Source organism: Nocardia sp. NPDC004151 (assembly GCF_042874235.1).
GTDB lineage: Bacteria > Actinomycetota > Actinomycetes > Mycobacteriales > Mycobacteriaceae > Nocardia.
Genome location: NZ_JBIAMR010000010.1, coordinates 243,645 through 269,740, shown reverse-complemented (window position 1 = coordinate 269,740; position 26,096 = coordinate 243,645). Strand labels below are relative to the sequence as shown.

General features: G+C 68.9%; 20 protein-coding genes and 2 pseudogenes. 5 read left to right on the top strand and 17 right to left on the bottom strand.

Translation table 11 applies throughout. From position 1 onward, the window contains the following. The 3 genes from ACFYTS_RS23655 to ACFYTS_RS23645 form a co-directional block, all read right to left on the bottom strand. Nucleotides 1-1,142: AMP-binding protein (locus tag ACFYTS_RS23655; RefSeq protein ID WP_387307181.1), on the bottom strand; the 1,142-nt coding region annotated here is incomplete at its 3' end. A gap of 58 nt (nucleotides 1,143-1,200) precedes the next feature. Then, nucleotides 1,201-2,349, bottom strand: coding sequence for a serine hydrolase domain-containing protein (locus tag ACFYTS_RS23650; RefSeq protein WP_387307179.1), 1,149 nt, complete (start codon nucleotides 2,347-2,349; stop codon nucleotides 1,201-1,203). Nucleotides 2,350-2,362: 13 nt separating this feature from the next. After that, entirely contained in the window at nucleotides 2,363-3,745 is a 1,383-nt protein-coding gene (locus ACFYTS_RS23645) for a flavin-containing monooxygenase (RefSeq protein WP_387307177.1), read from the bottom strand. Nucleotides 3,746-3,862: 117 nt separating this feature from the next. Here ACFYTS_RS23645 and ACFYTS_RS23640 point away from each other — a divergent pair, with 117 nt between their 5' ends. Then, nucleotides 3,863-4,501, top strand: coding sequence for a TetR/AcrR family transcriptional regulator (locus ACFYTS_RS23640; RefSeq protein WP_357283670.1), 639 nt, complete (start codon nucleotides 3,863-3,865; stop codon nucleotides 4,499-4,501). On the opposite strand, the gene ACFYTS_RS23635 is transcribed toward ACFYTS_RS23640, so the two are convergent. The 8 genes and pseudogenes from ACFYTS_RS23635 to ACFYTS_RS23600 form a co-directional block, all read right to left on the bottom strand. After that, nucleotides 4,498-4,905: a nuclear transport factor 2 family protein gene (locus ACFYTS_RS23635; protein ID WP_387307175.1), complete on the bottom strand. Its 408-nt coding sequence runs from the start codon at nucleotides 4,903-4,905 to the stop codon at nucleotides 4,498-4,500. The two genes, ACFYTS_RS23640 and ACFYTS_RS23635, sit on opposite strands and share 4 nt — an antisense overlap. 134 nt (nucleotides 4,906-5,039) lie before the next feature. Further along, a complete protein-coding gene (locus ACFYTS_RS23630; protein ID WP_379094171.1) occupies nucleotides 5,040-5,252 on the bottom strand; it encodes a hypothetical protein in 213 nt (70 codons plus the stop codon). A 136-nt stretch (nucleotides 5,253-5,388) separates the two neighbouring features. Next, nucleotides 5,389-6,213, bottom strand: a complete 825-nt coding sequence (locus ACFYTS_RS23625) for a sirohydrochlorin chelatase (protein WP_387307172.1) — start codon at nucleotides 6,211-6,213, stop codon at nucleotides 5,389-5,391. Between the two features lie 551 nt (nucleotides 6,214-6,764). Next, nucleotides 6,765-7,919 (bottom strand): annotated as a pseudogene (locus tag ACFYTS_RS23620) (uroporphyrinogen-III synthase); the annotation flags it as partial. Then, the gene (gene nirD, locus ACFYTS_RS23615) at nucleotides 7,916-8,311 is read right to left on the bottom strand and encodes a nitrite reductase small subunit NirD (protein WP_357283661.1); all 396 of its coding nucleotides are present in this window, start codon (nucleotides 8,309-8,311) and stop codon (nucleotides 7,916-7,918) included. The gene nirD and the pseudogene ACFYTS_RS23620, both read right to left, overlap by 4 nt. A gap of 65 nt (nucleotides 8,312-8,376) precedes the next feature. Beyond that, a complete protein-coding gene (gene nirB / locus ACFYTS_RS23610) occupies nucleotides 8,377-10,941 on the bottom strand; it encodes a nitrite reductase large subunit NirB (RefSeq protein ID WP_387307170.1) in 2,565 nt (854 codons plus the stop codon). Nucleotides 10,942-10,968: 27 nt separating this feature from the next. Beyond that, a complete protein-coding gene (locus ACFYTS_RS23605; RefSeq protein WP_387307168.1) occupies nucleotides 10,969-12,474 on the bottom strand; it encodes a nitrate/nitrite transporter in 1,506 nt (501 codons plus the stop codon). A 281-nt stretch (nucleotides 12,475-12,755) separates the two neighbouring features. Then, the gene (locus ACFYTS_RS23600) at nucleotides 12,756-13,907 is read right to left on the bottom strand and encodes an MFS transporter (protein ID WP_387307204.1); all 1,152 of its coding nucleotides are present in this window, start codon (nucleotides 13,905-13,907) and stop codon (nucleotides 12,756-12,758) included. A 218-nt stretch (nucleotides 13,908-14,125) separates the two neighbouring features. Between ACFYTS_RS23600 and ACFYTS_RS23595 the strand changes: the two genes are divergently transcribed. Together ACFYTS_RS23595 and ACFYTS_RS23590 are read left to right on the top strand one after the other, a co-directional pair. Then, nucleotides 14,126-14,809, top strand: coding sequence for an FCD domain-containing protein (locus ACFYTS_RS23595; protein ID WP_357283659.1), 684 nt, complete (start codon nucleotides 14,126-14,128; stop codon nucleotides 14,807-14,809). A 145-nt stretch (nucleotides 14,810-14,954) separates the two neighbouring features. Next, the gene (locus ACFYTS_RS23590; RefSeq protein ID WP_357283657.1) at nucleotides 14,955-16,409 is read left to right on the top strand and encodes a nitrate/nitrite transporter; all 1,455 of its coding nucleotides are present in this window, start codon (nucleotides 14,955-14,957) and stop codon (nucleotides 16,407-16,409) included. A gap of 85 nt (nucleotides 16,410-16,494) precedes the next feature. On the opposite strand, the gene ACFYTS_RS23585 is transcribed toward ACFYTS_RS23590, so the two are convergent. The 3 genes from ACFYTS_RS23585 to ACFYTS_RS23575 all read right to left on the bottom strand — a co-directional run bounded on the left by ACFYTS_RS23585 (nucleotide 16,495) and on the right by ACFYTS_RS23575 (nucleotide 19,965). After that, a complete protein-coding gene (locus tag ACFYTS_RS23585; RefSeq protein WP_357283740.1) occupies nucleotides 16,495-17,346 on the bottom strand; it encodes a TIGR02569 family protein in 852 nt (283 codons plus the stop codon). 171 nt (nucleotides 17,347-17,517) lie between these two features. Further along, entirely contained in the window at nucleotides 17,518-18,702 is a 1,185-nt protein-coding gene (gene moeZ / locus ACFYTS_RS23580; RefSeq protein ID WP_357283654.1) for an adenylyltransferase/sulfurtransferase MoeZ, read from the bottom strand. 144 nt (nucleotides 18,703-18,846) lie between these two features. Continuing rightward, nucleotides 18,847-19,965, bottom strand: a complete 1,119-nt coding sequence (locus ACFYTS_RS23575; protein ID WP_387307165.1) for a DUF3152 domain-containing protein — start codon at nucleotides 19,963-19,965, stop codon at nucleotides 18,847-18,849. Nucleotides 19,966-20,231: 266 nt separating this feature from the next. Between ACFYTS_RS23575 and ACFYTS_RS23570 the strand changes: the two genes are divergently transcribed. Next, nucleotides 20,232-20,897, top strand: coding sequence for a TetR/AcrR family transcriptional regulator (locus tag ACFYTS_RS23570; RefSeq protein WP_357283651.1), 666 nt, complete (start codon nucleotides 20,232-20,234; stop codon nucleotides 20,895-20,897). Between the two features lie 97 nt (nucleotides 20,898-20,994). On the opposite strand, the gene ACFYTS_RS23565 is transcribed toward ACFYTS_RS23570, so the two are convergent. From ACFYTS_RS23565 to ACFYTS_RS23555, 3 genes are all read right to left on the bottom strand, one after another. Beyond that, nucleotides 20,995-21,222: a DUF3107 domain-containing protein gene (locus tag ACFYTS_RS23565; protein ID WP_213559758.1), complete on the bottom strand. Its 228-nt coding sequence runs from the start codon at nucleotides 21,220-21,222 to the stop codon at nucleotides 20,995-20,997. A 96-nt stretch (nucleotides 21,223-21,318) separates the two neighbouring features. Continuing rightward, nucleotides 21,319-22,008: a ferritin-like fold-containing protein gene (locus tag ACFYTS_RS23560; protein ID WP_387307163.1), complete on the bottom strand. Its 690-nt coding sequence runs from the start codon at nucleotides 22,006-22,008 to the stop codon at nucleotides 21,319-21,321. A gap of 145 nt (nucleotides 22,009-22,153) precedes the next feature. Then, a complete protein-coding gene (locus ACFYTS_RS23555; RefSeq protein ID WP_387307161.1) occupies nucleotides 22,154-23,188 on the bottom strand; it encodes an alpha/beta fold hydrolase in 1,035 nt (344 codons plus the stop codon). 430 nt (nucleotides 23,189-23,618) lie between these two features. On the opposite strand from ACFYTS_RS23555, the pseudogene ACFYTS_RS23550 reads away from it, so the two are divergent. Continuing rightward, nucleotides 23,619-25,041, top strand: a pseudogene (locus ACFYTS_RS23550) (DEAD/DEAH box helicase); the annotation flags it as partial. Nucleotides 25,042-26,096 lie beyond the last annotated feature (1,055 nt).

Below are 26,096 nucleotides of genomic sequence, written 5' to 3'. Positions count from 1 at the left end.
GCGCGGCCCACGGTCTCGTTGTCGGCGGCCAGTTCCGGCGGGGTCGCCACGGTCGCGGCGGTGCCGGACTCGGTGCAGCCGTAGCTGGTGGTCAGACCCTGCAGCGCCACCGGGAACTTCTCGCGCAGGCGCTGCACCAGCGCCGGGGAGGACGGCGCGGAGTTCAGGGAGAACGCGGTCAGCGAGGACAGGTCGTACTTCGAGATGTCCACGGCCAGAATGCGGCTCGCCAGCGTCGGCACGGCCGCCCAGTTGGTGACCTTCTCGGTCTCGACCAGCTGCAGCAGCGATTCCGCGTCGAACTCGCCCGAGGCCGGGAAGACCACGGCGTCACCGGTGGTGAGGCGCGGGATCGACAGGTTGTGCAGGCTCGCGATGTGGAACAGCGGCATGGTGGCCAGGTAGCGGCGGCCGGCCGGGGAACCGTCCCAGGCCTGACCGCGGAAGCCGGCGGCCAGCGCGTCCATGAAGCGGTGGTAGTCGGCGACCGCCACCATGTTCCGCTGGGTGTGCACCACGCCCTTGGGGCGGCCGGTGGTGCCGGAGGTGTACAGGATGATCGCCGGATCGTCCTCGGTCACCTCGGCGGCCGGATTGCCGCCCGCGAAATCCGCGATCAGCGCGGGCAGGTCGGTCTCCATGGTCAGCACCGGAATGTCGGTGCCGGTCTCGGCGGCCAGCGCGGCCCGCTTGGCGTCGGCGATCACCACCTTCGGGGCGGAGTGCTCGAGACCGTACTCGATCTCGCGCGGCACCCACCAGGCGTTGTAGCCCACCGGGATCGCGCCCAGGCGCTGCGCGGCCCAGAAGGTCAGCACCCATTCGGGGGTGTTGGCGGCCAGGATGCCGATCCGGTCGCCCTTGCCGACGCCGTAGCGCTCGGCCAGCGCGGCGGCCAGCGCGCCCGCGGCGGCGTAGTGCTCGGCGAAGGTGTAGCGGGTGCGCGCGGACACCAGATAGTCGAGGTCGCCCAGTTCCCGGGAGGCTTCCAGCAGGTCCAGCAGCGACGCGTGCCGGTTCTTGAACACCGGCTGCGGAACGCCCAGCACCTGCTCGACCGTCATCTCGAACGGGGCGCCCGGCGCGGTCAGCTTTCCGGCGACTTGGGCGGCGAGAGCCTGGAGGTCAACGGCGTTGGTCATGAATCAAGTCCTCGAATCCTTGTGCGCGAACCGTGGCGGGTGACCAGAGTGAGACCGATCACGCCGACCCCCGGACTGTATCGAAGGTCGCTTTCAGATAGGCGTCGGCACGAGGCGAACCGATCAGGCCCGCCTCCATCCGGTTCATGGCGTAGGCGAAGGTGACCCGGTGGTCCAGGTCGTTGACCACCATCGAGCCGCCGATCCCGGCCCACCAGCACACCCGGCCGTCCGGCACGTGCGGGGCGGTCTGCGGCTGCGGCAGGCCATAACCGATTCCGAACCGCAGCGGCACCATGATCGCCAAATCCACGCCGTCGGACTGCTGCTCGAAGATCAGGTCGATGGTCTTGTCCGACAGGAACTTCCGGCCGGACAGCTCGCCGCCATTGCTGATCAGCGACTGCAACCGGGCGATGGAACGAGCATTGCCATGCCCGCCCATGCCGCCCAGCTCCGCCTGCTGCCACGCCGGGGTGCCGCACTCGGCGAAGTCCAGCAGCGGCTGGAACAGGGTCTTGAACATGACGCTGTCCTGCGGCAGCAGCGCCGGATCGAAGTCCGGCAGCTCCGGCGGCACCAGGGTCGCGATCCGGCCCAGATCCGCTGTGGCAGTGCCGATGTGGAAGTCCGCGCCCAGCGGGCCCGCCAGCTCCTCGGCGAAGAACCGGCCCAGCGGACGCCCGGTGACCCGCTTGACCAGCGCACCGAGCAGGTGGCCGTAGTTCATGGCGTGATAGCCCGACGCGGTGCCCGGCTCCCACCAAGGCTCCTGCGCCGCAAGGCGATCCGTGGAGGCATCGGTGTCGTAGATGTCCGACAGCACGATCGGGGCCTCCCAGCTGGAGACGCCCGAGGTGTGCGAGAGCAGGTGCCGCACCTCGATATCGGCCTTGCCATTGGCCGCGAACTCCGGCCAGTAGTGGGCCACCTTCTGGTGCACGTCCAGCTCACCGCGGTCGACCAGCAGCAGGACGCTCAGCGCGACCATGGTCTTGGTGATGGAGAAGGTGTTCACCAGGGTGTCCGGGGCCCATCGCGCGGTCTTCTCCGGATCGGCGTAACCGCCCCAGAGATCCACCACGGCCTCGCCGTCCACGGTCACGCAGACCGACGCGCCCAGCTCCGCGCCCGACTCCACCTGTTCGGTGAAAGCCGCACGGACAGATTCGAATTCGTCGGCACAGAATCCAGCGACGTTGCTCATTCCGACCGCTTCCCTACGCCTCGACCAGCGCGCGGCTGCGAACCGGCAGGGCATTGCCCACCGCCGCGGCACGGCGCGCACCGTCGGCGAGTTCCTTCTTCAACTCGCGCACATAGATGTCGAAGTCGATCTGAATCGTATGCCGCGGCGAGTTGTAGTAGCGCTCGGCGCGCTCGGCCTCCGCCTTGGTCACCGCGGCGCTCATGTCGGCCTGCGACGGGAATCGGTAGTTGCCCGACAGGTAGGCCGCGACCAGCTTGGACTGCTGCTCGGCGAAGTTCACCAGCGTCGGCATCGGCTGTGCCAGACCGAGATAGAAGAGATTGTCGATATCCGGCTTGAGCATCTGACGCCACAGCGGCAGCTTGTTGCTCTCGTCGGGCTTGAGCACCGGATCGGTGAAGAACGGGAAGCTGATGTGATAGCCCGTGGCGCACACGATCACGTCCACCTCCTCGGTGGAGCCGTCCGCGAAGTGCACGACCTTGCCGTCCAGCTTGGTGATGGCGGGCTTGAAATCGATATCGCCGCAACCGACCTTGTGCAGGAACTCCTCGCTGGCCGACGGATGCGCCTCGAAGGGCAGGTGATCCGGCTTGGGCAGGCCGTAATCCTCCATGCGGCCGCGGTTCTTGACCACGAAGCGCTGCTTGAGCTTGAGCGCCACCTTCGGCGGCATCCAGGCCGGCACCACCTGGGTGTCGCCGACCTTGCCGCCGACATACTTGGGCAGCACCCACACGCCGCGCCGGGCCGAGACCCACAGCTTCTCGGCGATGAACTTCTGCGACAGTTCCGAGGCCACATCCAGGCCCGAATTGCCCATGCCGACCACGACGATGCGCTTGCCGCGCATGTCGATCGGGTCGAAGGGGTCGTTGTAGGCGTGCGAGTGGAGCAGGGTGCCGTCGAACTCGCCCGGGTAGTCGGGGGTGCGCGGATCCCAGTGGTGGCCGTTGGCCACGATCAGCGCGTCGTAGGTCTCGACGGTGCCCTGATCGGTGGTGACCGTCCACAGGCCGTCGGCGCCGCGCTCGGCCGCGGTCACCTTGTGGTTGAACCGGATTCGATCACGCAGGCCGAAGTGGTCGACGTAATCCTTGAAGTACTGGTGCAACTGGCTGTGGTGCGGGAAGTCCGGCCACTCGTCGGGCGCCGGGAAGTCCTCGAACTGCAGACGGAACTTGGAGGTGTCGATGTGCAGGCTCTGGTAGCACGCCGACATGCCGTTCGGATTCTTGTAGTACCAGTTGCCGCCCACCTCGTCGGAGGCTTCGTAGCAGTCGAAGGGGATGCCGTATTCGGCCATGCGCTTCGCGGCGGTGATGCCCGACGGGCCCGCGCCGATAATGGCGACCCGGGGTAGCTCGCGGTTCTGTGCGGATTTCGCAGCCAATTCACTCTCCTGATTCGGCGACGGGTCTGACGAGCCCTGCCGGACGTGACGTGCCACACACGCTAACACTCGCTAGACACGGTGTCTAGTGAGTTAACTTGCGTCTATCATTCAACCGTGACCCGATCCGATGTAGACCACCCCGAAACCCCGCGGCGCACCTCGCTGCGCGACGAACAGAAACGGCTCACCCGCAGCCGGCTCATCGACGCCGCCAAGCAGCTGTTCACCGAGCAGGGCTACGCGCCGGTCCGCGTCGACGACATCGCCGCCGCCGTCGGCTGCAGCCGCGCCACCTTCTACCTGCACTTCACCGGGAAGCCGGACGTGCTGCGGGCCATCGCCGAACAGGGCACGCTGCCCAGCGTCCGGAACTTCTACGAGGATCTCGACCACGTGCTCGACACCGGCTCGCGCGAGGAATTCGCGGCGTGGATGCGCCGGGCCATCGACTGGTTCCAGGAATACAAGGACCTGCTCCCCGCCTGGGACGAGGCCACCACGCTCGAACCCGAATTCCGCGAAGTGGCCAAGGAGGGCATCATGTCGCTACCCAGCGTCATGAGCTCCTACCTGTCACGCTGGCCCGCCGACCGCCAGGAGGAGGCGCGCCTGCGCGTCGAACTCCTGGTCGCCCAACTGGAACGCTTCTTCACCCGCTGGGCCATGCAGGGCACCATCGACGTCTCGGCCGACGAGGCCGCGGCCGTCCTCACCGACATCTGGTTCCCGGCACTGCAGACGCCGAAGGACTAATCCGACGCCGGCGTGACGCGGGCGCGGCTCAGTTCCCAGAACGCGCGCAGCGCAATGATTTTCCCGTCCGCGTTCACCCGGTAGACGGCCACCAGATCCACCTCGACGCTCACCTCGGGACGCGTGCTGCGAATGGTTCCGGTGAAGGCGGCCTCGTCGCCGCAGGCGAAGGAATCCGTCCAGGTGAATTCGATCCGGCTGGGCTCGATCGCCAGATCCCAGAACGCCGCGATGGCGGCGTGCCCCGCGTGCCCCTCCCCCACCGGGTCGTAGGGCGAGATCCCGACCGGATCCTCCACGCGCGCGTCGTCAGCGAACAATGCCAGCCACTCGTCCTTACGCTTGGCGCGCACCGCCGCCTGCGAGGCGAGTCCGGCACGGCGAGCGGGGTGTTCGAGCGACATCCCGCCATCCTGACCGCCACGCGCGCGGACCGAACTGGCAAATTCCGGTGAGCGGGATATCGAGTGCGCGGAAAGACGTCGGGCCGGCGTCCGAAGACGTCGGCCCGAAATCTGAAATTGAATTGTTTTAGAGATCAGCGGGAGAACGCGGAACCGCTGTAACCCAGACCCGCGCCCTGATCGGTCGGCTGGGTGCTGTTGACCAGCGCCTGGCACTGCTCGACCGTCTGACCCGACTGGATGCAGGCCGTCCACGGGTCGTAGATCGTGGGGAAATCGGCGGCGGCGGTGGCGGCCGGGCCGGCGATACCGCCCGCGATCACTGCGGCGACGACAAGCTTCTTCACGTGGGAATCCTCCAGAGTCTTTACCGAATTGCGGTAAAGGTTGCCACGCGAATCCGAAAATCACCAAGCGGTACGGGAATTCGGCGTGGGAATTAGGGCAGAACCCCTAATCCCCACACAGGACGGAAGGGACCGATCAGGCAACTCGGACGTCGGCCGCCGAGATGTCGGACGTCAAGGATTCGACGGCCGCGTCATAGCGATCGGCGAGCAGGCGCACCACCGACGGGTGCACGCCGATCGGCTCGGCGACGCCGTCCGCGCCCGCCTCGTGCAGGCGCTGATGGAACAGGCCGTGCGCGAGCAGGTACGAGGCCACGAAGACCCGGCGCGCGCCCGCGGCCCGGACCCGGGCCACCACCTCGGGGACCTTGGGCTCGCCGGTGGCGATGTAGGCCAGGTGGGCTGGCGTGCCCACCCGCTCGGAGAGCAGATTGGCGGCCCGCTGCACATCCTGGCGCGCCCGGGCGTCCGAGGAACCCGCGGCGGCGAAGACCACCGCGTCCCCCGGCCGCCAGCCCGCCGCCCGCAGCCGCAGGTGCATGACCTCGGCCAGCGCCGGGTCCGGACCCATGGCCTGGGTGACCGCGACCGCGTCGTGCGCACTCGCGGCCACCTCTCGCGGCACATCCTGATACACGTGATAGCCCGAGGCCAGGAAGGCCGGAACCACCACGGCGGGAACCGGATCCAGATCCCGCAACACCTCGGCCGGGGACGGGCCCAGCACATCCACGAACGCGGTCCGCACCTGCGGCGCGGCCGTGATCGCCAATTCACGCAACGATGCCGATGCGGCCCCGAAATCGGCACCGGCACCTGTCCCGGACAGCCGGGCCGCGTGCGCGAGCGCCGACGCGCCCAGCTCCCGCGCGACCGCCTCGGCCAGCTCGGCGATCATCTCCACGCCGCGCGCGCTACGGGTGCCGTGGGCGACCAGCACCAGCGCGGGGGCGCTCACCACGCACCCCGCGGCGGACGGACGGCCCCCGAACCCGGCAGGGCGCCGGGAGAACCGTACGAGCGGGGCGGGAACGCCTGCCGTGACACCGAACTCGACTGTGTGGCATTGGGATTCGACGGGCGCGACGCCGACACGGCGCGAGCGGTGGCCGCCGACCGGGCAGACGTGGCCGCCGGACCCGCGACCGGGGTCACGGGTGTCGTGCCGCCGGGCTGCACCGGAAGACCAATGGGGCGAACATCATTCGCCGGGGATGCCGATCGCACCGGGGCCGCGCCCGGTCGCGCCGCCCCGGTGCCCGGGCCCGCCGGAGCGGGCACCGATCGCAGCGGCGCGGCAACGGATCGCGCCACCGGCGACGGAGCCGCGGCCGGATGCGCCGCGCCATTGACCGCCGACGGGGCGCCCGGACGGCGGGGAGCCGCGGCGGGCGGGGTGTCGGCCATCGGCTGCCGGGTGCCCGGGATCCGCGACTGCGGGACCTCGCGGCGGGTGCCCAGACCGTTGCTGCGAGCCGGGCCCGGCTGGCGGGCAACGGGATTCGCGGCCTCATGCGGGTTGTCGATGCACTCGGCCGGGTCCAGGGCGAGGCGGTAGCCGCGCTTGACGACGGTCTGGATGGCCTTGGGGGTGCCCAGACCCGCCCGCAGGCGGGCGATGGCGGTCTCCACGGCGTGGGTGTCATCGCCGCCGCCCGGGAGGGCGGCGAGCAGATCCTCGCGGGAGACCACGCGGCCCGGCTGCCGGGCCAGCGAACGCATGAGCGCCATCGGCGCGGGAGCCAGCTGCCGCACCTGACCGTCGACCACGACACAGCCGCCGCGGACGCTCAGGACGTGACCGGCGGCCTGAATCCGGTTGGCGCGCCGGGGCAGTTCCTCGGCGACGTGCCGGGCCAGCGCACCCAGGCGGGCTCGGCCGGGACTCGTGGTGGGCACGCCCAGCTCCTCCAGCGGCGCGGCCGTGATCGGGCCGACGCAGGCGGGCAGCACCCGGGTACGGAAGGCGTGCAGTACCGCCTCCAGCAGACCGGTTTCCTTGGCGCGCATGAGAAGTGAGGCCACGGCCGGGGCGCTGGTGAAGGTCACACAGTCCAGTCCGGCCGTGACGATCCCCTCGATCAGGCGATCCATCGGGGTGCGGTCGTCCGGCGGGATCCACCGGTACACCGGCACCGGAACCACGTCGGCTCCGGCGCAGCGCAGCACCTCGCAGAAGTCGGGGACGGGCTCCCATTCGGTGGTCGCGCCGTGCAGCTGCACCGCGATCCGCACCCCCTCGACGCCCTGCGCCAGCAGGTGATCGAGCACCTCGGCACTGGATTCCGAAGCGGGAGACCATTCTTCGCGCAGCTCGGCCGCGCGGATGGCGCCCTTGGCCTTGGGGCCGCGGGCCAGCATGCGGGTCGAGGCCAGCGTGGAGCGCAGCTCCTCGGCCAGGCCCCAGCCCTCCGCGGCCTCCATCCAGCCGCGGAAACCGATGCCGGTGGTGGCGACCGCGATCTGCGGCGGGTCGGCGACCAGCTGTCGCGTCACCCGCTCCAGCTCGTTGTCGTCGGCCAGCGGAATGATCCGGATGGCCGGGGCGGAAACGACATTCGCGCCCCGGCGGGCAAGCAGGGTGCCGAGTTCGTCGGCACGCCGGGCAGCCGTGATGCCGACCGTGAAACCGGCCAGCGGAGTACCGCCGTCGACCTCGGTCATGCGGTACCGCCGACGAATTGCACGGGGTCGTTCGACACCGCGACCACGCCGTCCTCCACGCGCACCGCGTAGACCGGCAGGGAGATGGCGTCGTCATCCAGGCAGCGCCCGTCGATCAGCGAGAACGCCTGCTTGAGCAGCGGAGACGCCACGACGGGCACACCGCCGCGGTCGCCGACCAAGCCGCGCGACATGACCGCCGCGCGCCCGAACGGGTCGATATTGCCGACCGCGAACAGCGTGCCGTCGGTGGTGAGGAACAGGGCCGCCTGGCGGCCGCCCTTCAACAGCACCGCCACGCCGCGGCCGGGAATCAGATAGTCCTGTCGGCAGGCCTGGGTCCACCCCGAGGTGGTGGTGACTGCGGTGCCGGGTGTGTCGATCACGGTCATCGGTAACTCTCCTCCGAACGCCTTACCTATTGGTACCGGCGCCCTGTTTCCAAGTCGTTAAGCAGTCATTTCCCGTGCGTGGCGGGTTCTGTGGCCTGGGCCGCACCGACCGGAAGCTCCGGAATGCCGAGCAGGACGGGCACCTTGCGCTCGCCGCTCTCGTCGAAGCCGATGGTCGGGTCCGACTCCTCGGGGGCGTTGACGAAGGACACGAAGCGCGACAACTTGCCCTCGTCCTCGAGCACGGCGGCCCACTCGTCCTTGTAACCGTCCACGTGCTTGGCCATGGCGGCCTCCAGGTCGGCGGCGATGCCCAGGCTGTCCTCGCAGACGACGGCCTTGAGGTAGTCGATGCCGCCCTCCAGGGCCTCCTGCCACGGTGCGGTGCGCTGCAGGCGGTCCGCGGTGCGGATGTAGAACATCAGGTAGCGGTCGATGTACTTGATCAGCGTCTCGTCGTCGAGCTCACCGGCCAGCAGCACGGCGTGCTTCGGGGTCAGACCGCCATTGCCGCCGACGTAGAGGTTCCAGCCGTTCTCGGTGGCGATGACGCCGACGTCCTTGCCGCGGGCCTCCGCGCACTCACGGGCGCAACCCGACACGGCCAGCTTCAACTTGTGCGGGGAACGCAAACCGCGGTAACGCTTTTCGAGCAGCACCGCCATGCCGACCGAGTCCTGCTGGCCGTAACGGCACCAGGTCGAGCCGACGCAGGACTTCACCGTGCGCAGCGACTTGCCGTAGGCGTGACCGGACTCCATGCCCACGTCCACCAGGCGCTTCCAGATCAGCGGGAGCTGCTCGACGCGGGCGCCGAACAGGTCGATGCGCTGACCGCCGGTGACCTTCACGTACAGGTCGAATTCCTTGGCGATCTCACCGATGGTGATGAGCTGGTCGGCGGTCACCTCACCGCCGGGCATCCGCGGGACGACCGAGTAGGTGCCGTTCTTCTGCAGGTTGGCCAGGAAGTGGTCGTTGGTGTCCTGCAGCGAGGCCTGCTCGCCGTCGAGGATGTGATCGCTCGAGGTGGAAGCCAGGATGGAGGCCACCGTCGGCTTGCAGATGTCGCAGCCGGTGCCCTTGCCGTACTTGGCGATCAGGCCCGAGAAGGTGCGGACACCGGTCGACTGGATGATGTGGAACAGCTCCGCGCGCGACTGCGAGAAGTGCTCGCACAGCGACTTGGAGACCTCCACGCCCGACTGCTCCAGCAGCTTCTTGAGCATGGGAACGCAACCGCCGCAGGAGGTTCCGGCATTGGTGCAGCTCTTGATGGCCGGGACGTCGCAGGCGCCGTCGGCGATCGCGCCGCAGATGGAACCCTTCGAGACATTGTTGCAGGAGCAGATCTGCGCGTCGTCGGGCAGCGCGTCCGCGCCCAGTTCCGCACCGGCCGGGGAGATCAGCGCGGCCGGATCGGCGGGCAGCGGGCGGCCGACCAGCGGACGCAGCGCCGAGTACTGGGTGGCGTCACCCACCAGGATGCCGCCGAGCAGCGTCTGCGCGTCGTCGGAGACGACCAGCTTGGCGTAGGTGCCCTTGGCGGCGTCGTGCAGCACCACCGACAGCGCGCCCTCGGTCTTGGCGTGCGCGTCACCGAAGGAGGCCACGTCCACGCCGAGCAGCTTCAGCTTGGTCGACATGTCGGCGCCCGGGAACTCGCCCTCGCCGCCGAGCAGGCGGTCCGCGACCACCTCGGCGGTGCTGTACCCCGGGGCCACCAGGCCGTAGCAGACGCCCTCGACCGCGGCGACCTCACCGATGGCGTAGATGCTCGGGTCCGAGGTGCGCAGGCCCAGGTCGGTGATGACACCGCCGCGCGGGCCGACCTCGATGCCGGCGGCCTTCGCGATCTCGTCGCGGGGACGCACACCGGCGGCGAAAACCACCAGGGCGGCCCGCAATTCGCTCTCGTCGGACAGCGTGACGGTCAGCTTCTCCGCCGGCGGGGCCGCGTCGTCGGATTCGATCGAGGCGGTGCCGACACCGGTGTGCACGGCCAGGCCGAGCTCGGTGACCAGCTTCTCCAGGATCGCGCCGCCGCCCTCGTCGACCTGGGCGGGCATCAGCCAGTTGTTGTACTCGACCACGTGCGGGGTCATGCCCAGCAGGCGCAGCGCGTTGGCCGCCTCCAGGCCGAGCAGACCACCGCCGACCACCACGCCGACCGCGCCCGGACCCGCCGCCTCGGCGGTGGCCCGGATGCCGTCGAGATCCTCGAGGGTGCGGTAGACGTAGCAGCCCTCGACGTCGGCGCCCGGCACCGGCGGCACCCAGGCGTAGGAACCGGTCGCGAGAACCAGTGCGTCGTAACCGATCACGTCACCGGTGGAGGTGGTCACCTTGCGGGCGGCCTTGTCGATGCTGTCGGCGCGCACGCCCAGCCGCACCTCGACCAGGTCGTCGCCCTCGTAGCCGTTGCCCGGCAGGGCCAGCGCGGAGGTCTCCCAGATGCCGACGTAGGAGGACAGTCCGACGCGGTCGTAGGCGGCCAGCTTCTCCTCGCTGAGCACGATGACCTGCCAGGTCCCGGCTTCGTCGCGGGAGCGCAGGGCCTCCACGAAGCGGTGTCCGACCATGCCGTGGCCGACGACGATCGCGGTTTTGCGTTCGATGCTGTGGGTCATGACGGTGTCCCTTTCGAGCTGGACGGGTCAGGCGCGAGCCGACGGGGTGGACGAGGCGGGGTTGGACGCAAGATCGGTTGCGGCGGAGCCGGATTCGGCCTCGAGGACCAGCGCCTCCGCCTCGACGACCACATCGGCGTCAGCGGTATCGCTGGACAGCGCCCGCAGGCTCGGGCGGCGCATGAAGACCGCCCAGCAGACCACGCCGCACAGCACGTAGAAGGCCATGAAGACCCAGAAGGCGGTGGTCGCGGACTTGGTGGAGGCGTAGGAGGTGCGCAGCATCAGGTTGATGCCGACGCCGCCCAGCGCGCCGATCGCGCCGACGAAGCCGATCAGCGCGCCCGAGGTGTTGCGGGCCCACGCCGCGCGGCTGGCCGAATCACCTTCCAGGGAGCGGGATTTGGCCTCGAACACCGACGGGATGATCTTGGTGACCGCACCGTTGCCGATACCGGAGATGACGAACAGCGCGGTGAAGCCGACGATCATGGCCACCAGCACGCCGCCCTTCGGGTGCCCGGCGTGATCGCCCATGGTGGACGACACCGCGACCACCACGGCCGCGAGCGTCATGGCCACGAAGGTGTACAGCGTGACCTTGCTGCCGCCGATCCGGTCGGCCCACTTGCCGCCGTACGGGCGGGCCAGCGAACCCAGCAGCGGTCCGATGAAGGCGATCTGTGCGGCGTGCAGCGCGGCGGCGGAGACACTCGCGCCACCGGCCTTGAAGGTGATCTGCAGGACCTGGCCGAAGGCGAAGCTGTAGCCGATGAACGAACCGAAGGTGCCGATGTAGAGGAAGGCGATCGCCCAGGACTGCGGGACGCGCAGCGCCTTGAGCATGTAGGACAGGTCGGCCTTCTGGTTCTTGACGTTGTCCATGTACAGCGCCGCGCCCACCGCGGCCACCGCGATCAGCACCAGGTACACCGCGCACACCACCGAGGCGTTGCCGTAGTGGTTGCCCAGGGTGGCGATGACCGCCAGGCCGATCAGCTGCACCACCGGAACGCCGATATTGCCGCCGCCCGCGTTCATGCCCAGCGCCCAGCCCTTGAGCCGCTGTGGGAAGAACACGTTGATGTTGGACATCGACGAGGAGAAGTTGCCGCCGCCCAGGCCCGCGAAGGCCGCCACGATCAGGAAGGTCGTGTAGGAGGTGCCCGGCTGGTTGATGAAGTACAGCGTCAGCAGGGTCGGGATCAGCAGCAGCAGCGCGGACACGATGGTCCAGTTGCGGCCGCCGAACTTCGCAGTCAGCACGGTGTAGGGGATCCGCATGAAGCCGCCGACCAGGGTCGGCACCGCGCCCAGGAAGAACTTGCCGGCCGGATCGATGTGGAAGACGTCGGTCGGCATGAACAGCACCATGACCGACCAGATCGACCACACCGAGAACCCGATGTGCTCGGCGAAGACCGACCAGATCAGATTGCGGCGCGCGATGTCCTTACCACCGGCTTCCCAAGCCACGACATCTTCGGCATCCCAATGCTCGATGTCGCGCTTGCGGGTCAGCGTCGTCAACAAGAGGCCCTCCTGAAATCTGGATGGCCCCAAGGTAGAAAACGGGTATTGCGCCCGTGCTGCGCGAAATGTCCGGCAAATCAACGGTTGCTCACGTAATCCGGGATTACGGCGTGAGATCCGGTCTTATGTTTCGCCTATGTGACACAAGGGTTTCCGGCGGTCACGAAACGCCTGAAAACGAATTTCCGAGCCGTGAGGTGAGAGCCTTGCCACACAGCATGGCCCCAACCTCACGACTCGGCAACTCGAAAAGTGAAATTCCGGCTAGTTCCCGGTGACCGCTAGTTCCAGCTGTCTTCCAGGAAACGCGGCTTGCACGCGACCCACGCGCCGGCCATCAGGATCAGCACCGCCACCGTGAGGAACGCGAACGGCACCGGCCAGCCACCGGTCATGGTGTGCAGGGAGCCGAACAGCAGCGGGCCCACGCACGCCACCGAGTAGCCGACACCCTGGGTGAAACCGGACAGCGCGGCCGAACCGGCGCCGGTGCGGGTCCGCAGATTGATCAGCGTCAGCGCCATCGGGAAGGTCGACGGGCCCAGGCCCAGCGCCAGCACCCACACCAGCGGGGCGCTCATCGGCGCGAACAGCAGGCCGCCGAAGCCGATGAAGAAGAACACCGCGCAGCCGATCACCACCGGGAACGGATTGGCCGTGCGGCCCACCACGATCGGCGCGCTCAAGGCCGCGACCAGCCCGATCAGCGCGAAGATGCCGACCATCGAGCCGCCGAACGCCGCGTCCGCGCCCGCGTCGCTGAAGATCGTGGGCAGCCAGGTGAACATCGAATAGGTGATCAGCGAGGTCATGCCGAACATGAAGGCCATGCCCCAGGCCAGCGGCGAGCGCCACACCTTGCCGGTGGACTCGACCGCGTCCACCGGCAGCTCGGTGGTGTCGAATCGGGCGTTCGCGCGGCGGGTGCGCAGCACCGCGATCCACGGCAGCGCGGCGGCGAAGGCCAGCGCGGCCCACATGCCCAGCGACAACCGCCAGCCGTGCGCGTCCGCGATCGGGACCGTGATCAGCGCCGGGAACACCGTGCCCAGCTGCACCATCACGATGTAGACCGAGCTGAGCAGCGCCAGCCGATCCGAGAAGTACCGCTTGACCAGTGGCGGGATCACCACATTGCCGATGCCCATACCGGCCAGCGCGAAGGCCGAGAAGGCCAGCAGCTGCCAGGTGTCGGGCACCAGGGCACGCAGCACCGAGCCGATGCCGGTCATGAGCATGGCCGCCAGCGCGGTCATCTCCAGGCCGAATCGGCGCGAGAGCACGGGGGTGAGCAGGCCGCCGAGGGCGAACATGGCGGTCGGCAGCATGCCGAAGACGCCGACCACGGCGGTGGAGTAGCCGATGTCGTCGCCGATGCGGGCGGCCAGCGGGGTGAACGCGGTGACCGCGATCCGCAGGGTCAGCGCCGACATGACGATGGCGACCAGCACCAGCAGGCGGCCCTCGAAGAGAGCGCGCCGGGAGAGTTCGGGCTTCGGCGATTCGAGATGGACGCGCCCCGGCTCGGCAGGGGTACGGGTCATGCCCCGCCCGGGGGCCATCGTCTCATCGATCGTCGCAGTCACCACGAAATCATAGGATGACCCGATGATGTGATGCAACGAATGTGAGGCAAGGTACGCTGTCCCCCGTGCAACCAGTCCGGCGCACGAGCCTCATCGCCCAGGTGACCGAGCAGCTTCGTGCCGAAATCCGTTCCGGCCGTTGGGCCGTCGGCTCGCGCATCCCCACCGAGCCCGAACTCACCGAACTCACCGGCACCGGCCGCAATACCGTGCGCGAGGCCGTGCAGGCCCTTGTGCACGCCGGCATGCTCGAACGCAGACAGGGCTCGGGCACCTACGTCATCTCGACCTCCACCCTCGGCGGCACCCTCACCGAGTACTTCGCCGACGCCCAGCAGCGCGACGTGCTCGAACTGCGTCAGGCCCTCGACACCACCGCCGCCCGGCTGGCCGCCGCCCGCCGCGACGACCACGACATCGCCGAACTGCGGCGACTGCTCGACGACCGGACCCGGCTGTGGGACAGCGACTTCGACGCCGCCATCGAGGCGGACGTGCAGCTGCACCGCGCCATCGTGGTCGCCAGCCACAACGCGGTGTACCTCGAGTTCTACGACTCGCTGCTGCCCGTCATCGCCGCCGGCATCCGTTTCCGATCCGCGCGCGAGGGCGAGACCTACCATGACGAGCACGCCGAACTGGTGGCCGCGGTGATCGAGGGCGACCCCGACCGGGCGGCCCGGACCGCCAACTGCTTCCTGGACTCGCTCATGGCTGAATACCGGACGCTCGATAAGAATTTCGGGTAACCGAAGGGTCACCATGCGAATCTGGGCCAAGTGAGCCCGAATTGTCATCTCCGTCATGGAAAAACACCCGGACGTAAAACGGGCTTCCTACGGTTGACGGGACCGCAGATGAGGGCGGTCGCATCAGCCGAGAGGACAACCGCTCATGGCAACAGTTATCGAGCCTACCGAAATCACGTATCAGAAACGCGGGCGCTGGATCGACCGTTGGGAACCCGATAACACCGAATTCTGGGAAAACGGGGGTAAACAGACCGCCCGCAAGAATCTGATCTTCTCGGTGTTCGCGGAGAACCTCGGATTCAGCGTCTGGGTGCTCTGGGCCAGCGTCGTCACCGCCATGGGCTCGGCCGGATTCGCCTTCCTGGGCAAGAACAATCCGGACGCCGTGAACAACGCCCTGCTGCTCACCTCCACCCCGACCCTGGTCGGCGCGGCGCTGCGGGTGCCCTACACCTTCGCCATCCCCCGCTTCGGCGGCCGCGCGTTCACCGCGTTCAGCGCGGGCATGCTGCTGCTGCCCACCCTGGGCCTGGCCTATTTCATCAACCAGCCCGGCACCCCGATGTGGGTGTTCATGGTGCTGGCCGCCATCGCCGGTGTCGGCGGCGGCAACTTCTCGTCGTCCATGGCGAATATCAACTTCTTCTTCCCCGAGGGTAAGAAGGGCGCGGCCCTGGGCATCAATGCCGCGGGCGGCAATCTCGGTGTGGCACAGACACAATTGTTCGTACCGCTCATCATCACGCTGGGCACGCACATCATGGCCAAGGACGCCGCCGGATACCGCTTCGGCATCACTCTCGCGGTGCTGGTGTGGATTCCGTTCATCCTCGCCGCCCTCTTCGGCGCGCTGCGCTACATGGACTCGCTGAGCGGCGCGAAATCCGATGGCACGTCGTATAAGCGGGCGCTGGCCAACCGCCACACCTGGGTGATGGCCATCCTCTACATCGGCACCTTCGGCTCCTTCATCGGCTTCTCCTTCGCCTTCCCGACCCTGCTCAAGGCCAACTTCCCGAGCCTGGCCAAGATCGGCTGGATGAGCACGCTGGGCAACCTGGCCTTCCTCGGCGCCCTGGTCGGATCCTTCAGCCGCCCCTTCGGCGGGTGGATCGCCGACAAGCTCAGCGGCGCGCGGATCACGCTCTACGTCTTCGGCGGCATGGCCTTCGCCACCGCGCTCATCGTGGCGTCGTTGTCCGCCAAGAACTTCCCGCTCTATCTGGCGTCGTTCCTGCTGCTGTTCGTGCTCAGCGGCATCGGCAACGGCTCGACCTACCGGATGATCCCGATGATCTTCACCGCCGAAGCGCGGCGACACGCCTCGGAGACCGGGCAGGACATCGGCGAGGCACTGACCTCGGCCAAACGGCAGGCGGGCGCGGCCATCGGTGTGATCGGCGCGGTCGGCGCGGCGGGCGGCTGGATCCTGCAGCAGGCGCTGCGACTGTCGAACACCCACTACCACAGCATGAATCCGGCCTTCTGGGGTTACGTGGCGGCCTACCTCGCCATGGGCGCGCTGTGCTGGTGGTTCTACCTGCGGTCCTCGTTCGCCGTCGGCCGGGCGCCCTCGCTCGCCCACGCGAACGTGTAAGACTCCCCAACCGCCCCTGGGGAACGGAAAGGCCGCACCGGAATTCGTCGCCCGGTGCGGCCTTTCCGCATGCTCTCACCCGGCCCTAGAGCAGCAGCCGGGTCATATCCGCGGTGCGGGCCAGACCCGGGAACGCCTCGGGGGTCGAGCGCGGGTGCAGGGCGTGCACGGCCAACCGGAACATGACCGCGCGCACCAGCATCTGCGGCCACTCGGGCAACTGGGCCCAGCGCTCGATCAGACCGTCGTCCGCGCCGCCCCAGGACAGCGCGTCCACCACGATGACCGCCGCCGCCCACGGCGCCGGACGCCAGTAGGGGGTGATGTCGGTCAGGCCGGGCGCGTAACCGCCGGCGAACAGCACGGTGCCGAACAGGTCGCCGTGCACCAGCTGCGGGGGCGTGGTGACCGGCTTGCGCAGGGTCGACAACTGGGTGATCAGGGTCAGGCTGCGGTCGCCGTCCGGCGAAGTGGACGGCAGCATGCCGCCCAGCTTCAGGCTGCGCAGCGGAACCGCTTCCCACGCCGCGCGATCGGCGGCCGCGAACACGTCCACGTCGGCCCACGGCGCGACCGGCTGCGCGGCCAGGAAACGCGGGCGCTCCAGCTGCGCGGTCACCTGGTGCAGCCGCAGCGACAGCGACACCACTTCGTCGTGCCGCGGCTCCGGCACGCCTTCGAGGTAGGTGTCGGCGCGCCACCCGGATACGACATACCGTCCATCGGTGGCCCGTACCGGCCGCGCCAGGCGCAGCCCGTCCACCCGCAGCGTCTCGCGTACCTTCGCCGACCAGGCAGCCCGCGCGTGATCGGTCACCGGGCTCAAGACGACATCGCCACACCGCCAGCCGCCATCCCAGTTCCCCAACGGGACCGGCGGTTCCTCGCGCAACCCGAAGGTTGAGCGCACATGCTCAGGAGGTTCCACAACAGTCATCGTCACGCGCGTACGGTACCGCTGGCCAGGTTTTCGCGACCGTTGCCGCGCCGACCGTTCCACACGCCGAAACCATGGTGTGAAACACCGGCGACCGAGGCGTTACCTCCGGGCTCCCGGACCGCCGTCGAACAGGCCCCCGCGCTGCCGCCGAGGGCCCGTCCGACGGGCTCAGTAGACCGGCAGGGAGGGGTCGACCTGGTTGGCCCAGGCGATGATTCCGCCCTGCAGGTGGGTGGCATCGGAGAAGCCCGCGTTCTTCAGGGCGGCGAGCGCCTCCGCGGAGCGGATACCGGTCTTGCAGTGCAGCACGATCGGGGTGTTCTGCGGCAGCTCCGACAGCGCCTCACCGGAGAGGATGCGGTCCTTGGGGATCAGGGTCGCGCCCTCGAGCCGGACGATGTCCCATTCCACGGGCTCGCGCACATCGATGATGGCCACGTCCTTGCCCGCGTCCAGCATCTCCTTGAGCTCACGGGCGGTGATGGTGGAGCCGATGGCCGCGGCCTGGCCCTCCTCCGACACCACGCCGCAGAAGGCGTCGTAGTCGATGAGCTCGGTGATGGGCTGACGCTCCGGATCGCGGCGCAGCTTGATGGTGCGGTAGCTCATGTCCAGTGCGTCGTACACCATGAGCCGCCCGAGCAGCGGGTCGCCGATCCCGGTGATCAGCTTGATCGCCTCGGTCACCATGATCGAGCCGATGGACGCGCACAGCACGCCCAGTACGCCGCCCTCGGCGCACGACGGGACCATGCCCGGCGGCGGGGCCTCCGGGTAGAGATCGCGGTAGTTGATGCCGCGGCCGTCGGGGGCGTCCTCCCAGAAGACCGAGACCTGACCCTCGAAGCGGTAGATGGAACCCCACACGTACGGCTTGCCCGCCAGGACGGCGGCGTCGTTGACCAGATAGCGGGTGGCGAAGTTGTCGGTGCCATCCACGATCAGGTCGTACTGCCGGAACAGCTCGATCGCATTGTCGGGCTCGAGCCGAATCTTGTGCAGCTCCACCGTGATTCCGGAATTGATCTCCAGAATCGAGTCGCGGGCGCTGTCGGCCTTGGAGCGGCCGATATCGGATTCGCCGTGGATGATCTGCCGCTGCAGGTTCGACGCGTCGACCTCGTCGAACTCGACGATGCCGAGGGTGCCGACACCGGCGGCGGCCAGGTACAGCAGCGCCGGGGAGCCGAGCCCGCCCGCACCGATCACCAGCACCCTGGCGTTCTTCAAGCGTTTCTGACCGTCCACCCCGAGATCCGGGATGATCAGATGGCGGCTGTAGCGGGCGACCTCGTCCCGGGTCAGCTCCGCCGCCGGCTCCACCAAGGGCGGCAGGGAGGGATGCGATGACACGTCTGCGGACTCCTCAATCGAATTCGCCGGAAACTCGCGGCCATTTCTGCAACACAGCGACCGGGGCCGTTCTTCCCCAAGCCTAGTCCCGTTCGAACCGGGGTGATCAGCGGCCGGAATCCGCCGCCGGCGGGCGGCGGCGGCTCAGGCGCGGGGGTAGGGCCAGGGGTTGAAGCGGCAGGTCTTGCCGTCCATCGGCACCACGCCTTCGGGATCCAGCTTCGCGATGTCGTTGTTCCGGGTTCCGAAGGTCTGCTGCATCATGACCGGGGCCAGCCCGCCGTCGGTCTCGCACGGCTGGTGCTCGTGGTAGCCGAGGGCATGGCCCACTTCGTGATTGATCTGGTACTGCCGATACGAGCCGACATCGCCCTCGAAGGCCGGGGCCCCGCGCACCCAGCGCACCTCCGAGAGCACGACGCGGCCCAGTTCGGTGTTGTAGCAGGAGGAGTCGACCGGGATCTCGAAACCGCACGACTTGCGGGTGGTGTCCCGCGAGGTCAGCGAGATGCGGAAGTCCGGGTTGCCGGTGTCGACACGGCGCAGCGCGAAGCGCGGATCATGGGTCCAGGACTTGGGATTGGCGAGGGTGGCGTCGATCATCTGCGCCACCGCCGCGTCACCGCCCAGGGACGCGGTGTCCACCCCGTTCTCGATCTCGACGGAGTAGGTGAAGGCGTGCTGGGTGCCGGTGCCGACCTGAGCGGTGGTACCCGGAATCACTCGCCAGGTGCCCGCGCCGGTGTCGGTGTAGGCCCCGCCGGGCGGGACCGCGCCGGTCGGCAGGTCGACGGCGTACTTGCCGTCGCCCTTGGGTGCGCCGCCGATGATGCGGCCCGGCTTGTCGGTGTACTCGCTCAAGCGACCGAATCCGGGCAGCCCGGCATCGCTGTCACCGGTGTGGCGGAAGGCGTCGACAGCGACCACGACGGTGATCACCAGCAGTACCGGCAGGGCGTAGGCCCGCCAGCCGTAGGTGTTCACGAACCGGCCCAGCGGACTCTGCTTCTTGGTCTCGCGGTCGGGGCGCGGGCGGTTGCGGGCGTCGGCGGGCGGGGAGGTGGGGTCCCAGCGGGCGCGCAGCGGCTGATGCGGCAGCGGGCGGTCCTCGGCGAGGAGGTCCGAATCGGGTGGCGCGATGAGCCCAGAAGATGCCGACGGGCCGGTCTCCGATGCGCCGTCGTCGTCGAACAAACCGAGCGGATCGTAGATCGGCCCGCTGGGTCTACCCCGTCGCTTGTTGCCGGCGGCCTTCTCGGTCACGCCTGACAGACTCTCACAGCCCGGCCGGTCACCGAGAGCGGCCGTCCCAGCCCGTGATCATTGCTGCGAGATATCTCACGCTAATGCGGCAGACCTCACAAATCGGAACATGTGCTACACACTTGTGATCGGCCTCGCATAATCAAAGCGAGCATCACGCGACCAATATTCGGAACCTGGATCGGCAGCGGCCCCCTGAGCGCGTATCGTTCGTGGGATACCGGTGAACATCCTTCACACCGGGAATCAACTGGGAGAAATAGGCAATGACTGACCTCGTGGACCGGATGACATCGCACCGCATGTCGTCCGAGGCCATGGCGACGAGCAAGCGCGGCACCCGTCTGCCCCGCGAGGCGCGCCGCGCGCAGCTTCTCGCCGCAGCCAGCGAGGTCTTCGTGCAACGCGGCTATCACGCCGCCGGCATGGATGAGATCTCGCAGTGCGCCGGCGTCAGCAAACCGGTGCTCTACCAGCACTTCTCGAGCAAGCTCGAGCTGTACCTGGCGGTGCTGCAGAACTACGTCGACGTGCTGGTGTCGAGCGTGCGCCAGGCGCTGCGCTCCACCACCGACAACAAGCAGCGCGTGCGCGCCGCCGTCGCCGCGTACTTCGACTTCGTCGACCATGAAACCCAGGGCTTCCGACTGGTTTTCGAATCGGATCTGACCAATGAGCCGCAGGTGCAGCGCCGGGTCGAGCAGGCCACCGAGGCCTGCGTGGACGCGGTGTTCGACCTGGTCGCCCACGACTCCGGTCTGGACCCCTACCGGGCCCGCGTACTCGCGGTCGGCCTGGTCGGCGCCAGCCAGCTCAGCGCCCGGTACTGGCTCGAAGCGGACCGGCCGATCCCCAAGGACGACGCCGTCGACACCACGGTCGCGCTGTGCTGGGGCGGGCTCAAGCACGTTCCGCTGCACCCGATCGATTGAGAGATAACAACTCTCGTTGAATCAAAAAGAATTGGCCCGCCGACAAAGTCGGCGGGCCAATTCTTTTCGCGCGATCTACCGCGTCGCGCGCGGGAAACTAGACGGCGGCGAAGCCGACACGACCCGAGGACGGAGCGCCGATCTCGACGTAGGCGACCTTCGCGGCCTGGATCAGGAACTTGCGGCCCTTCTCGTCGGTGAGCGCCACGACGCCGCCCTCACCCTGCAGCGCACCGCTGACGAGCGCCTCGACCTCGGCCGGGGTCTGCGAGCTGTTGATGACGAGCTCACGCGGGCTATCCGAAATGCCGATCTTGACCTCCACGGCCAACCTCCGAACCTAGAGTCGTAGTCCTGTCCCGATCACGCTAGCGCAGCCGCGACCGCCATCGGCCCCGACCGCCTGCGCTGATAGCGAAACTCAGCCCAGGCCGAGCACGCGCATGCGCTCGGCGTGGCTGTTCTGCATGTGCTCGAACAGCGTGGCGATGCCGTTCAGATCACCGGTCGCGGTGAGCACCAGCTCGGTCAGCTCGTCGCGCTGCGCCATCACGTACTGCGCCTGGGTGATCGCCTCGCCCAGCAGCCGGCGGCCCCACAGCGCCAGCCGGTCGCGCTCGGAGCGGTTCTGCGCGACCGCGCCGCGCACCTCCTCGATCACGAACTCGGAATGGCTGGTCTCGGCCAGCACGTCGCGCACCACGTCGGCGACCTCGGGAGCCAGGGCGCCGGCGATCTCGGTGTAGAAGTCGGCGGCGATGCCGTCACCGACGTAGAACTTGACCATCGACTCCAGCCAGGTGGAGGGGTCGGTGGAGGCGTGATAGGCGTCCAGGGCGCGCACGAAGGGGGCCATGGCGTCGAAGACGTCCGTGCCGCGGTCGGCGAGGGCGCGTTCCAGGGTCCGGAAATGCTCGGCCTCGTTGCCCGCCATCTTGGCGACGGCGACCTTGCCGCGCAGCGTGGGTGACAGCTTGGCCTCTTCGGCGAGACGGTAGAAGGCGGAGATCTCGCCGTAGGCGAGGACGGCGAAGAGGTCGGTGACACCCGGGTGTTCGGCGGCGATGAGGTGGCCCGTGGGCTCCGGGGCGGTGGACGAGTTTGCTCCCATGGGTCCCCACCCTAGCCCCAGGAAACGCCGCACATTCACCCATCGCGGGGCGGGTCGCGAGCGCACTCTCGATCAACTCGAAAAGCATTGCGCCACAGAGCTGTTCACAACACTCCGGCGCTGTTCACAACCCGCCGGGCTCCGATCAGGCCAGGTCGCGCAGGAACTTGTCCAGATAGGTCCACGTGGTGTCACGGGCGAGGAGAATGCCGAGGTGCGAGCCGGGTGCGGTCTCGTACCGCACATCCGGCGATCCGGTCAGGGTCTTCGTCCCGTGCTCCACGGCGGCGGCCGCGGTGATCGCGTCCTGCGGTCCGCCGACCAGCAACACCGGCTGGGTGACCTCGGCCAGCGCGATCTCGCGCTCGCCCAGCCGCAGCCCGCCCTTGCCGATGTCGTTGTTGAGGATGAAGCGACCCCACAGCTGGTTGTAGAACCGTCCCGGATAGCCGGGCAGCGAATTCTGGAACCGGTCGATGGTCTCCATCCGGGCCAGGGTCGCGGTGTCGGCGATATTGCTCGCGATGAACAGCGGGCGCTCGAGTTCCCGGTTCCAGGCGGTGGCGCGGTAGGCGAACCGGGTGATCTGCGCCGAGACCCCGCCGAGGGCGCGGATCGCGGTGGTCGCGGTGCGGCCGCCGTCGAGGCGGGCCAGGGAGCGCAGCTCGCGCGCGCCGAACATGTGGTCGTAGCTCAGGGGCGCGCCCACCGCGGTGATCGAGCGGATGGGCAGCGTCTGGTCGGCCGCGGCGGTCAGCAGGGCCAGCACGCCGCCGATGGACCAGCCGACCAGGTCCACCGGGCGGCCACCGCGATCGGCGGACACCTGGCGGATGGCCTCGGGCAGGATGTCGTCGATCCAGGTCTCGAAGCCCATGCGGCGGTCGTCGAAGGTGATGTCGCCGTAGTCGACCAGGTAGGGGGCGCGGCCGGAGTCCAGGAGGAACCGGGCCAGGCTCTGGTCGGGGCGCAGGTCGAAGCAGAAGGCGGGCGCGGCCAGCGGCGGCACCAGCAGCACGGCCGGATCGTCGGGACCCGCGCCGGCGTAGCGGCGCAGTTCGCGGTGCGGCGCGTCGGACAGCACCGTCGAGGGGGTGGGGTCGGGGGCCTCGATGCCGTCGCCGAACGTCAGGGCCCACGCGTTGCGCGCAGCGGTTGTCACGGTGTCTGCCAAGCTCACGGCACCACCATGACAGATAGTGGTACACGACGTATCACACATGTGAGCAACTCAACTGCCGGTCGCGCGGCCCGCACCCGCCCCCGGACCGAATTATGGTGCGCCGCAATCATTAACGCTACTGCGAAACCCCGGATCAGACCCGTATCGGATATCGATAAGCGCGCCTACCAGCGTAATAATGCCGCACATCGGCGGTGGCGGAAAACAGGGCGAAGGTCGTATCACGCTACAATCTCCGCGGACGGCGGAAATTCATACCCGCCAGTCCATGGAAAATGTGCGCGCACTCCGATCCGCAGCACTGCACCGCCGCGCCAGGTCGACGCCCATCCCCCCGGACAGGCATCCCAGCAGCGGCGAGAAACCGGATCTAGTGGTCATCGCGGGCCGTCCGGGTCCGCCCCACGCCTCGTGCGCGCGAGACGCGATAACGAGGAAAGGCAAGAACCTGAGCAAGATCACCGTAGAGCAGGAACCGGGTGTGGCGGACACGCTGCTGACCGCGGAACTCGACGACACCCACCTCGCTCCCACTTTCGCCGAATTGGGCGTGCGCCCCGAAATCGTCCGGGCCCTCGCCGACATCGGCATCGAACGCACTTTCGCCATTCAGGAACTCACCCTGCCGCTCGCGCTGGCCGGTGAGGATCTCATCGGCCAGGCCCGCACCGGTATGGGTAAGACCTTCGGTTTCGGTGTGCCGCTACTGAACCGGATCGCCACCGCAGGCTCCGGCACCAAGACCCTCGACGGCACCCCGCGCGCCCTGATCATCGTGCCGACCCGCGAGCTCTGCATGCAGGTCACCGAGGATCTGGAGAACGCCAGCAAGTACCTGAAGGACGACCAGGGCACCCCGGTGCGCGTGACCGCCATCTACGGCGGACGCCCCTACGACACCCAGATCGCGGCGCTGCGCGCCGGCGTCGACGTGGTCGTCGGCACCCCGGGCCGCCTGCTGGATCTGGCCCAGCAGAATCACCTGATCCTGGGCAAGGTGGAGGTGCTCGTCCTCGACGAGGCCGACGAAATGCTCGACCTGGGCTTCCTGCCCGATATCGAGCGGATCCTGAACATGGTCCCCGAGCAGCGGCAGACCCTGCTGTTCTCGGCCACCATGCCGGGCCCGATCATCACCCTGGCCCGCACCTTCCTGAGCCGGCCCACCCACATCCGCGCCGAGGAGCACCACGAATCCGCGGTGCACGACCGGATCACCCAGCTGATCTACCGGGCGCACGCGCTCGACAAGAGCGAGCTGGTCGCCCGCATTCTGCAGGCCGAGACCCGCGGCGCGACAATGATTTTCGCGCGCACCAAGCGGACCGCGCAGAAGGTCGCCGACGATCTGGCCGAGCGCGGCTTCGCGGTCGGCGCGGTACACGGCGACCTCGGGCAGATCGCCCGTGAGAAGGCGCTGAAGAAGTTCCGCGAAGGCAAGATCGACGTGCTGGTCGCCACCGACGTGGCCGCCCGCGGCATCGACATCGACGACGTCACCCACGTCGTCAACTACCAGTGCCCCGAGGACGAGAAGACCTACGTGCACCGCATCGGCCGCACCGGCCGCGCGGGCAAGACCGGCGTCGCGGTCACCCTGGTCGACTGGGACGAGCTGAACCGCTGGGCCATGATCGACAAGGCCCTGGGCCTCGGCATTCCGGAACCGGCGGAGACCTACTCCCGCTCCCCGCACCTGTACGAGGAGCTCGGCATCCCGCAGGGCGTCACCGGCATCGTGCGCAAGGGCCCGGCCCCGCGCGACGAGGACGCCGTCGTCGTCGAACGCGAGCGCCGCGCGCCCCGCGAACGCAACCGTCGCCGCACCCGTGGCGGCCGTGCCGAGGGTGACGCGGCTCCGGCCGCCACCACCACTGAAACCGTTGCCGCCGAGACGGATTCGACCACCGGCGACCCGGAGAAGACCGGCCGCCGTCGCCGTCGCCGCCGTCGCGGCAAGGGCGGCGCGAACGGAGCGGAGGCCACCGGCACGGTCCAGGCCACCACCTCGGTGGAGACCGAGGCCGCCGGTGAACCGGCGGGCGAGGCAGCTGCCGAGGGCGGCCGCAACCGTCGCCGGAACCGCCGCGGGCGGGGCTCGGCCGAGGGCACCGTCACCGCGGTGACCGAGGGCGCGGCTCCGGTTGCCGCGCAGGACCAGGCACCCGCCGCTGTCGCGACCACCGAGTCCGGTGTGGACGCGGCCGCGACGACGGCGCCGCGCAAGCGCACCCGCGGCGCCAAGGCCGTCGCGCCGGTCGCCGACGCGGGTTCGGCGGTCGCCGAGGCCGCGCCGAAGGCCGAGGCTGCCGAGGCGGTCGAGGTTGCCGCGCCCGAGGCCGAAGCGCCGCGCAAGCGCACCCGGCGGACCAAGGCCGTGGCCGAATCCGGCACCGGCGCAGCGGATTCCGCTGTCGCCACCGACACGGCCGCGGCGGCCGAGGTCAAGGCTGATTCGGGCAAGGTCAAAGCTGATTCGGGCAAGGCCGCGGCTGATTCGGGTGAGGTCGCGATGACCGCGCCGAAGAAGCGGGCCAGCCGGGCCAAGGCCGCGACCACCGAGGTGGTGGCCGAGGAATCGGGCGAGGTCGCCAAGGCGGCGCCGCGCAAGCGGACTCGCAAGGCCGTGGCCGAGACCGCCGCCGTCGCCGAGGCTCCCGCCGCGGAGACCGTCGAGCCGCCGAAGAAGGCTCCGGCCAAGCGGACTCGCAAGGTCGCCGCCGCTGCCGCCGACCCCCAGGCCGAAGCCGCCGGCAGCACGACGGAGCCGGCCACCAACGGCAAGGCGAAGGCCGCCGCCGCGAAGGCCGCGCCCGCCAAGGCCAAGGCCGCGGCGAAGAAGTCCACCGCCGCGACCGGTGAGGTCGTGGCCGAGGCGGAGGCGCCGAAGAAGCGGGTTCGCAAG

Excerpts from the sequence above, each read along its gene's own strand:
- ACFYTS_RS23650 (WP_387307179.1), bottom strand. The coding sequence starts at position 2,349 with ATGAGCAACGTCGCTGGATTCTGTGCCGACGAATTCGAATCTGTCCGT.
- ACFYTS_RS23635 (WP_387307175.1), bottom strand. The coding sequence starts at position 4,905 with ATGTCGCTCGAACACCCCGCTCGCCGTGCCGGACTCGCCTCGCAGGCG.
- nirD (WP_357283661.1), bottom strand. The coding sequence starts at position 8,311 with ATGACCGTGATCGACACACCCGGCACCGCAGTCACCACCACCTCGGGG.
- nirB (WP_387307170.1), bottom strand. The coding sequence starts at position 10,941 with ATGACCCACAGCATCGAACGCAAAACCGCGATCGTCGTCGGCCACGGC.
- ACFYTS_RS23600 (WP_387307204.1), bottom strand. The coding sequence starts at position 13,907 with ATGTCGGCGCTGACCCTGCGGATCGCGGTCACCGCGTTCACCCCGCTG.
- ACFYTS_RS23590 (WP_357283657.1), top strand. The coding sequence starts at position 14,955 with ATGGCAACAGTTATCGAGCCTACCGAAATCACGTATCAGAAACGCGGG.
- ACFYTS_RS23585 (WP_357283740.1), bottom strand. The coding sequence starts at position 17,346 with ATGACTGTTGTGGAACCTCCTGAGCATGTGCGCTCAACCTTCGGGTTG.
- ACFYTS_RS23570 (WP_357283651.1), top strand. The coding sequence starts at position 20,232 with ATGACTGACCTCGTGGACCGGATGACATCGCACCGCATGTCGTCCGAG.
- ACFYTS_RS23560 (WP_387307163.1), bottom strand. The coding sequence starts at position 22,008 with ATGGGAGCAAACTCGTCCACCGCCCCGGAGCCCACGGGCCACCTCATC.